Annotated in this window: 8 protein-coding genes; 1 reads left to right on the top strand and 7 read right to left on the bottom strand. The window is 61.4% G+C overall.

The annotated features are described in order from the left end of the window. Nucleotides 1-263: 263 nt before the first annotated feature. The gene (gene loiP, locus SPL01S_RS13695; RefSeq protein WP_004947785.1) at nucleotides 264-1,016 is read left to right on the top strand and encodes a metalloprotease LoiP; all 753 of its coding nucleotides are present in this window, start codon (nucleotides 264-266) and stop codon (nucleotides 1,014-1,016) included. A 38-nt stretch (nucleotides 1,017-1,054) separates the two neighbouring features. On the opposite strand, the gene SPL01S_RS13690 is transcribed toward loiP, so the two are convergent. From SPL01S_RS13690 to SPL01S_RS13660, 7 genes are read right to left on the bottom strand one after another with little or no spacing between them, the layout of a single operon-like run. After that, a complete protein-coding gene (locus tag SPL01S_RS13690) occupies nucleotides 1,055-2,695 on the bottom strand; it encodes a thiamine pyrophosphate-binding protein (protein WP_063200561.1) in 1,641 nt (546 codons plus the stop codon). A 51-nt stretch (nucleotides 2,696-2,746) separates the two neighbouring features. After that, nucleotides 2,747-4,216, bottom strand: coding sequence for an aldehyde dehydrogenase (locus SPL01S_RS13685; RefSeq protein WP_063200549.1), 1,470 nt, complete (start codon nucleotides 4,214-4,216; stop codon nucleotides 2,747-2,749). Between the two features lie 16 nt (nucleotides 4,217-4,232). Continuing rightward, nucleotides 4,233-5,027 (bottom strand): aspartate dehydrogenase, encoded by a 795-nt coding sequence (locus SPL01S_RS13680; RefSeq protein ID WP_004947791.1) that lies wholly within the window; start codon nucleotides 5,025-5,027, stop codon nucleotides 4,233-4,235. 17 nt (nucleotides 5,028-5,044) lie between these two features. After that, nucleotides 5,045-5,839, bottom strand: a complete 795-nt coding sequence (locus SPL01S_RS13675) for an SDR family oxidoreductase (RefSeq protein WP_063200546.1) — start codon at nucleotides 5,837-5,839, stop codon at nucleotides 5,045-5,047. Beyond that, nucleotides 5,836-6,654: an alpha/beta fold hydrolase gene (locus SPL01S_RS13670; RefSeq protein WP_063200544.1), complete on the bottom strand. Its 819-nt coding sequence runs from the start codon at nucleotides 6,652-6,654 to the stop codon at nucleotides 5,836-5,838. The genes SPL01S_RS13675 and SPL01S_RS13670 overlap by 4 nt, the downstream gene beginning before the upstream one ends. Further along, nucleotides 6,654-7,178: a cupin domain-containing protein gene (locus SPL01S_RS13665; RefSeq protein ID WP_017893910.1), complete on the bottom strand. Its 525-nt coding sequence runs from the start codon at nucleotides 7,176-7,178 to the stop codon at nucleotides 6,654-6,656. Before SPL01S_RS13665 ends, SPL01S_RS13670 begins: the two co-directional genes overlap by 1 nt. Before the next feature lie 29 nt (nucleotides 7,179-7,207). Beyond that, nucleotides 7,208-8,470: an MFS transporter gene (locus SPL01S_RS13660; RefSeq protein ID WP_062868565.1), complete on the bottom strand. Its 1,263-nt coding sequence runs from the start codon at nucleotides 8,468-8,470 to the stop codon at nucleotides 7,208-7,210. Between the last annotated feature and the right edge of the window lie 7 nt (nucleotides 8,471-8,477).

Below are 8,477 nucleotides of genomic sequence, written 5' to 3'. Positions count from 1 at the left end.
GGCAAGCTCTTTACGAGAGGACATGTTTTACTCCAGGTCGGATTAAAAAATCAGTCAAGTTTTCTATTTTCTCAGACTCAGCATTAAAACGGCAATCCCTAATGCCAAATGAGAGCGAGTTCACAACTTATTAGCACGATCGGCCGTTTTTTCGGAATAACACTATTCTCCCGATTGCTGACGTACACTAGTCTCATGCGACAAGATTTCCCCCTAAACTACAATCGCACTCCCCCTTGTTACCATTACAGGAAGATGGCCTTATGAAGATTCGTACCTCTTTGATTGCATTAAGCATTGCCACTTTGGTAAGCGGCTGTCAAAACCTGAATACCGATACGCTGATGCAGTCTGGGGCGCAGGCGTTTCAGGCGGCAACGCTGAGCAATGACGACGTAAAAACCCTGAGTGTTAAATCCTGCGCAGAGATGGACAGCAAGGCACAAATCGCGCCTGCCGACAGCACCTACGCCAAACGTCTGAACAAAATCGCGGCGGCGCTGGGAGATAATATCAACGGCACGCCGGCCAACTACAAGGTTTACGTCACCAAAGACGTGAACGCCTGGGCGATGGCCAACGGCTGTATCCGCGTTTACAGCGGGCTGATGGACATGATGACCGACAACGAAGTGGAAGGCGTGCTGGGCCATGAAATGGGCCACGTGGCGCTGGGCCATACCCGCAAGGCGATGCAGGTCGCTTACGGCACCGTGGCGCTGCGCACTGCGGCATCCTCAACCGGCGGCATCATAGGTTCGCTGTCGCAATCGCAACTGGCGGATGTGGGCGAAAAACTGGTTAACGCCCAGTTCTCGCAGAAACAGGAAAGCGAAGCGGACGATTATTCGTTCGATCTGCTGAAAAAACGCGGTATCGATCCTAACGGCCTGGTCACCAGCTTTGAAAAACTGGCGAAAATGGAAGCCGGTCGTCAAAGCAGCATGTTCGACGATCACCCGGCCTCCGAAGAGCGAGCTCAGCATATTCGCGACCGCATCGCGGCAGGCAAGTAAACCGCAATGCCCGGCGTCCGCCGGGCATTTTTTATCTCTTAATACAATGACTTCTGCGGTGGCCCGGCGAAGGTCAGCGGCCCGATACTGTTCATATCCACCTCCACCACCGACGGCCCCGGATAGTTAATCGCTTCCGCCAGCACGCCCTTGAACTGCGCCGCACTGTCCACCTTCCAGGCCTTCAACCCCATCGCCTCGGCGACCAGCGTAAACGCCGGGGTATGCAGCTCGTTGTAATACTGGCGGCCGGCAAAGTATTTATCCTGGATGCCGCGCATCACGCCATACCCGCCGTCGTTCATGACAAGCAGCGTGATATTGGCCTGCTCCTGCGCCATCGTCGCCAGTTCTCCCAGCCCCAACGCCAGCCCGCCGTCGCCCACCAGCCCAACCACCTTGCGCTGCGGGTTAGCGATCGCGGTGCCGATCGCCATCGGCAGACCCATGCCGATCGCCCCGGCCAACGAGTGAATGTTGCAAAGCGGCGAAATCGCGCGGAACAAACGGCTGCCCCATACGCTGCCGGACACGGTGATATCACGCACCAACAACCCATCCTGCGGTAGTGCAGCGGCAATGGCGTCGTTCAGTTTGGCGTATTCTCCCGACTGCTCGCGCAACGCGCTTTCCGCCTGCCGCACCGCAGAGGCGATCTCGGCATCCCAGTCGGCATTCACCTTCTCGCACGGGCCCAACCGGGTGGCCAGCGCGTTAAGCAATGCGGCGCAGTCGCCGTTGATTTGCTCATCGGCCAGATAGTTGCGGTTGCCCGCCGCCGGATCGATATCAATCTGCACCAACGGGCGCGGCAGCGGCAACGTCCAGGTGCGGGTTTCGTTGCTGCGCAGGCGCGAACCGGCCACCAGCGTCAGATCGCACTGCGTCAGGATCGCCTCAATGCTCGGCGAATTATGAAATGCCCTCAGGCTGCGCGGATGGCTGTCCGGCAGAATGCCGCGTCCGTGAGTGCTGGAGATCACCGCCACCCCGGCGTCGGCCAGCTTGCGCACCGCATCGCCGCAGGCAAGCGCCCCGCCCCCCAGCCACAACAGCGGCCGTTTGGCACTTTTCACCCGCTGATACAGACGTTCTACCGCCTCATCATCCGCCGGCGGCAACGGCGCGGGCGCTAACGGCCGGTTCAGCACCGAACTGGATACCAGGCTGCTTTGAATATTGATCGGGATCTCTACCGCCACCGGGCCGCAAGGCAGGGTCTGCGCATCCAGGATCGCCCGCTGGATCACCGCCACCGCCTGCTCCGGGGAATTCACCCGGTAGGCGCGCTTGGAACAGGCGCGCAGGAAACCGAGCTGATCGCGGGTTTCATGAATAAACCCGGCGTCGGCATCCAGATATGCTTTTTCCACCTGGCCGGTAATATGCAGCAGCGGCGTGTTGGCGTTTAACGCCTCGATCATCGCGCCGACCGCATTGCCGGCCCCTGCGCCGGTGCTGGTCAGCGCCACGCCCAGACCGGAAAAGCGCCCGTGAGCGTCGGCCATGGTGACCGCCCCCGCTTCACCGCGTGCCGGTACGAAGCGGATTTTTCCGCGCTGCCCCACCGCATCGGCAATCGGCAGATTGTGGATCGAAATGATGCCGTACATCGCCGACACCTCGTATTGCTCCAGCGTCCGGGCTATCGCTTCACCAACCGTTATTTTATCGCTCATCATCTGCCTTCTCATTATGTTCGTTGTAGGGGTACGCACCGTCGACCAAAGCTAATCGCTCCAGCGGTTCACCTGATGGCTCAGCGCCAGGTACAAGCTTTTCTGCTGCATGTAGGCTTTGATGCCGTGCAGACCCTTTTCGCGGCCCAGACCGCTCTCTTTGAAACCGCCGAAAGGCGTAGAAATAGAAAATGTTTTGTAGGTATTGATCCACACCGTGCCGGTTTCCAATTGCTCCGCCAGCGCCATTGCCCGTGGGAAGTCACGGCTCCAGATCCCGGCCGCCAAGCCGTACACCGAGTCATTGGCCTGTTCGATCAACTGCTGTTCGTCGTCGAACGGCAGCGCCACCAGCACCGGGCCAAAAATCTCTTCCTGACAAGCGCGGGCGCTGTTGCTCAACCCTTCGATAATCGTCGGCAGGTAATAGCTGCCGCCCGCCAGCAGCGGATCGGCCGGTGCTTCGCCGCCAATCACGACCCGCCCGCCCTCTTGCTGCGCCAGCGCCACATAGTCCGCCACGCTCTGGCGATGTTTGTCGTTAATCAGCGGACCAAGATGCACCCCCGGCGTCAGCGGGTTGCCCACCCGCAATCCCGCCGCCAGCTCACTCAGGCGCGCCAGCAGAGGCTGGTACAGCGAACGCTGTACAAACAGCCGCGAACCGGCGATGCACGCCTGGCCGGCAGAGCTGAAAATGCCGTAGCAGATCCCGCGCGCCGCCTGTTCCAGATCGGCATCTTCCAACACGATGGTCGGCGACTTGCCGCCCAGTTCCAGAGAGGTGGGGATCAGTTTTTCAGCGGCAATATGCGCCAGATGGCGGCCGGTACTGGTGCCGCCGGTAAAGGAAATCTTTTTCACCAACGGATGACGCGCCAGCGCTTCGCCAATCACCGAGCCTTTGCCCGGCAGCACGCTGAGCAGCCCGGCAGGCAGCCCCGCCTGTTCGAACAGCTCCGCCAGTTTTAGCGCCATCAGCGGCGTGGCTTCGGCCGGCTTGAGGATCACCGCATTGCCCGCGGCCAGCGCCGGGGCCACCTTTTGCATTTCACTGGCAATAGGCGAGTTCCACGGCGTGATGGCGGCGATAACGCCCATCGGCTGATACTGGCTCAGGGTCATCACTTCGGCGCTGCGCTGGGTGGGCAGCTCGCCCTCCAGCACTTCGCAGGCGGCGGCGAAATAGCGGGCAGTGGCTGCCGCGCTGGCCACCAGACCACGGGTTTCCGCCAACGGCTTGCCGTTGTCGCGGGTTTGCAACTGCGCCAGCTGTTCCTGCTGCGCCAGAATCAGGTTGCTGACGCGATAGAGGATCGAGGCGCGCTGGTGCGGCACCAGCCCGCGCCACTCGGGGGCGCGCCAGGCGCGCTCCGCCGCTTCCACCGCCTCATTCACGTCCTCAACGCTGGCGGCATTCAGCCGCGCATTGATGCTGCCGTCGGCCGGGAATACCGAGGCCATTTCATCGCCCCGGCCTTCGCACCAGCGCCCGGCCACAAAAATCTTTAACTTTTCCATGCTCCGCTCCTGCCGTTCAGGCAATAAAGCCACCGTCGATCAGACGGCGACAGGCTTGTACCGCACTCAGCGCCGCTAGGGTTGATGTCTTGGGATTGCTCGCCAGCGGGTTGCCGCTCAGCTCTATATGGAACTCACCGAAGCTGCCGCACACCTGCAGCCGGTGAGTATTGCGCCGGGTGTGCGGATCGACCTGCAATCGCACCCGCGTAGCGTCCATGCCCAGCCCGTTCAGCGCGATGGTCGCCGCCACGTTGGCATTAGCCGGAAACAGCCGCGCCGCTTCGCGTGCCGACCCTTCAAAGAACACCCGCGCCTCGCTGACCGTATCGAGGTCGATCAGTTTTTCTGCCAGGCTACCGCGCCAACTGGCGGGGCTTTTACTGGCCTGATAGGTGACGCTGTCCAGCCCGCCCTCGCGCGCCGACGCCAACCCATCCATGCCCGCCACCGCACCGGACAGCACGATCACCCGCCCCTGATATTGCCGCCCGGCCTGCTGCAACCTGAGTTGCAGCGCCGCATCCGCCAGCGCACCGGTAGAGATCACCGCCAACGACCAGCCGCGTTTCACCACCGCCTCGCCAAACTCCGCCACCGCCTGCTGGCTGGCGCACTCCAGCACCAGATCCGGCTGCCCGGTACAGTGATCCGGGTGCGTCAAGGCCTGCACTTTGCCGTCGAAAGCACTATTGATAGCCGCATGATGGGCCGCACGCGCCACAATCCAGCCGACGCAGACGCCCTCCGGCAGGCGGGAAAGCACTTCCTTCGCCATCGCGCCGTAGCCAATCATCATGATGTTCTTCATTTTTCAGCTCCCAGCCATTACAGATGGCGGTTAAATCCGCCGGAGACGTCGAGCGCCGCACCGGTGGTAAAGGACGCTAACGGCGAGGCAAGGAACAGCAACGCCCGCGCCGGTTCCTGCGGCTTACCGAGGCGTTTCATCGGAATGCCGCGCCGTTCGGCGATCGCCGCCGTCCATTGTTCCCAGCTTTGATCCTTGTCGCTGCGCTCCTCGAAACGCCGCCGCCACTGGCCGGACTCGACCATGCCCAGCAGAATCGAATTAACGCGAATGCCCTTCGCCACCAGCTCTTTCGACAGCGTCAGCGTCAGGTTTAACAGCGCGGCGCGCGCCGCCGAGGTGGCGATCATGTGTTCTTCCGGCTGCAGCGCCAGCAGCGAATTCACGCAGGTGATTGAGGCAATGTCCGAGCGCTCCAGAGCCGGTAGAAACGCCTGCACCGGGTTAATCACGCCGAACAGCTTCAGCTCCGCCTCATGCAGCCAGGCGGTGCGCGGCGTTTGGTCAAAGTGGGCGACGAATCCCTGGCCGGCGTTATTGATCAACAGATCAACGCCGCCGAAGTGTGTGGCCACCCGTTCAGCGAACTGCGCCACCTGCTGCTCATCGAGCACGTCGCAGCACAGCGCCAGCACTTGCGCCTGCGGGAATTCATTGCGCAGGCTGGCTTCGGCGCCGGCCAGTTTGTCCGCATTGCGGCCGCAAAACGCCACCTTGGCCCCTTCCGCCAGCAGCAGACGCAGGGTTTCGAAGCCAATGCCCGACGAGCCGCCGGTGACGACCGCGACCCGATCCTCAAGCTGAAAATTCATGGTTGAATTGCTCCCGTAAAATCCTGCAGATAGCGGTTAAACAGCGCAGGCGCCTCGAGATAGCTGGCATGCCCTGCGCCGTCAATCAGGCGCAGCGGCGCGTCATGCTGTTGCGCCAGCCTCGCAGCCGCCTCGGGGGGCGTGATGCGGTCTTTATCACCGCACCACACTTCCAGCGGGCCGCGATAACGCGTCAAATAGCGGCCGATATCCTCGTTGGCCAGCATCCAGGCGGCGCTGAGGAAGCCCTCGGGATCGAGCTGCTGCATGCCGTTGCGCACCCAGGCGATATCCTGTTCCGACGCCTCGTCACTCAGCAGCGCAGCCGCCCGCTGTTCGCCGTAGCCCAGCGGCCCCAACGTTTCAATCATCTGTTTGCGTTGGCTGTAAACCTGCCGGCGTTTTTCCTCCGGCGCCGTGGCATAGCCCTGTGCGGGGTCCGCCAACACCAGACCGCACAACCCGTCCGGATAGCCTGCGGCATAGGCGCTGGCGATCAACGCGCCGAGCGAGTGACCAACAATCAGCGGCTGCTCCAGCCCCAGTTCGGCCACCAGCACGGCCAGCGCAGCGGCATAGGCGGCAGCGTCCGGCTCAGCGGAGGCCAGCGGCAGGCTGCCGCCATAGCCGGGAGCGTCCCAGGCCAGCAGGCGGTGGCCGTCGGTCAGCCCAGCGTCGTTAAACTGCTTGATCCACGAAGCTGAGCCTGAGCTGATGCCGTGCAGCAATACCACCGGTCGGCCCTGTCCCGCTTCGCGCCAACTGAGGGAGTACCCTCCGCAGCGCCGCTGCTGACGTTGTGCCAGGCCGTTCATCAGTTACGCTTCACTTTGGATAACGGGTGATCGGCCGGGTAGGTCGGCGTTTCCGGTTTTGCCGTGCCAAGCATCACGCACATCAGCGCCTCTTCCTCGCCGTGGTTGAACAACCCACGGTAGACGCCGGCCGGCACCGAGATCAGATCGCGCTCTTTCAGCTTGGTTTCGTAGTATTCCGTACCGTCCTGGATCATCAGCGTGATGCTGCCTTTGAGCATAAAGAACACCTCTTCCACGTCGTCGTGCAGGTGCAGCGGCCCTTCGCATTTTGACGGCAGCACCATGGTGGAGAAGGTGAAGTTTCCCGCCGGAATAGTGTTGGTGTCGTTAACCACCCCGGTAGCACCGGTGCCGATGTAACGCATCTGCGCGCGACGGTATTTCGGGTCGTAGTCGGCCTGGAACTTCAACGCATTCCAGTCATATTTACGGCCTTCAAAGCGGGCGATACGCGATTCCACCCAATTCTCTATCGACTGATCCTGCGGCTTGACGCCGGCTTGTTTCTCAACCTGGGACATGTTGTCACTCCTCTGTAGCCATAGATAAATCAGTATTTTTTCAGCAACGGCAGCAGGATGATGCAGCCGATGAAGGCCATCACCACCAGGAACAGCAGGCCGTTATCCATGTTGCCGCTGGCGGCGATCAGCGCCCCCATCAGCACCGGCGCCAACGCACCGGCAAAATTGCCCAATCCGTTAAAAATACCGCCTGCGGTGGCGCTGACCTTGCTGCTGGTCGCTTTCGCCAGCAGCGCAAAGATGTTCGGCGCCCCGGCGCCCCACATAAAGGTGCTGAAGGCCATCGCGGCTATCACGCTGTAGGTGCCCTGCAGATGCAATACCACGGCCAACCCCAGCCCGGCGCCGCACAGCGAGACAAAGCAGGCCAGCGCGCGACGATCCAGCTTGTCCGACAGCCAGGCACCGACCACCTCGCCGAGCAGCATGGCGATAAACGGCAACGAAGACAGGTAACCGGCATGTTCCAGATGGATGCCTTTCCCCTTGATCAGGTAGCTGGGCAGCCAGCCGTTCATCCCCCACAGGTAGGTCAGGAAGGCGATATTAAACAGGCAGATCATCCAGAAATGCGGATTGCGCAAAAGTTCCCGGCGCTGCTGTTTACGCTCCGCCGCCACAGGTTGCGCATCGGTTTTGGCTGCCGGGCGCGCCACGTTCAGATGACGCATGCCAAACAGCACCAACAGCATCACCGGCAGCGTCAGAAACGCCATAAAGAAGAAGGTGGTCTGCCAATCGAAGGTATTGAGGATATACAGCGTGACCGGGAAACCGAGTGCAGCCCCCAGCGGCGTGCCAAGCAGCCATAACATGGTGGCGCGAGCCTGCAAGCGCTGCGGGAAAGCCTGGCGGATAATGGCGTATGCCATCGGCAACAGCGGCCCTTCCGCGATGCCGAGCAGGATGCGCAGCGTCATCATGGTGTGATAAGAACGGGACAACCCCATCAACACCATCAGCACGCCCCACACCACCATCATGCCGATCAGCACCTTAACCGGATTCAGCCGGTCGCCAATGCCGCTCAACAGCATGGAAGATATGCCGTAAGAGAACAAAAACGCACTCATCAGCAAGCCGAGCCGCGCCGGATCAAAACTGATGCCCAGCGCCTGCTGGAACTCGCTGTCGGAAAACAGCGCCGCAATGCTGATCTTGTCGAAAAACGCCAGCAGCACGCAGGCGAACAGCGCGATCGGCACCGACCAGCGCACCCGTTGCTGCGGATTTTCGGCAACGGCATCCCCCACCCGTCCAGCGCGGGCGTCAATGTCTTGCGTAGTCATGAAACGC

It is taken from the genome of Serratia plymuthica NBRC 102599 (assembly GCF_001590925.1).
Classification (GTDB): domain Bacteria; phylum Pseudomonadota; class Gammaproteobacteria; order Enterobacterales; family Enterobacteriaceae; genus Serratia; species Serratia plymuthica.
The sequence above is the reverse complement of the archived record's forward strand: the minus strand, read 5'-3'. Positions and strand labels throughout refer to the sequence as shown.

Coding starts and splice junctions, on each gene's coding strand:
- SPL01S_RS13675 (WP_063200546.1), bottom strand. CDS start 5,839: ATGAATTTTCAGCTTGAGGATCGGGTCGCGGTCGTCACCGGCGGCTCG.
- SPL01S_RS13685 (WP_063200549.1), bottom strand. CDS start 4,216: ATGGAAAAGTTAAAGATTTTTGTGGCCGGGCGCTGGTGCGAAGGCCGG.
- SPL01S_RS13670 (WP_063200544.1), bottom strand. CDS start 6,654: ATGAACGGCCTGGCACAACGTCAGCAGCGGCGCTGCGGAGGGTACTCC.
- SPL01S_RS13680 (WP_004947791.1), bottom strand. CDS start 5,027: ATGAAGAACATCATGATGATTGGCTACGGCGCGATGGCGAAGGAAGTG.
- loiP (WP_004947785.1), top strand. CDS start 264: ATGAAGATTCGTACCTCTTTGATTGCATTAAGCATTGCCACTTTGGTA.
- SPL01S_RS13660 (WP_062868565.1), bottom strand. CDS start 8,470: ATGACTACGCAAGACATTGACGCCCGCGCTGGACGGGTGGGGGATGCC.
- SPL01S_RS13665 (WP_017893910.1), bottom strand. CDS start 7,178: ATGTCCCAGGTTGAGAAACAAGCCGGCGTCAAGCCGCAGGATCAGTCG.
- SPL01S_RS13690 (WP_063200561.1), bottom strand. CDS start 2,695: ATGAGCGATAAAATAACGGTTGGTGAAGCGATAGCCCGGACGCTGGAG.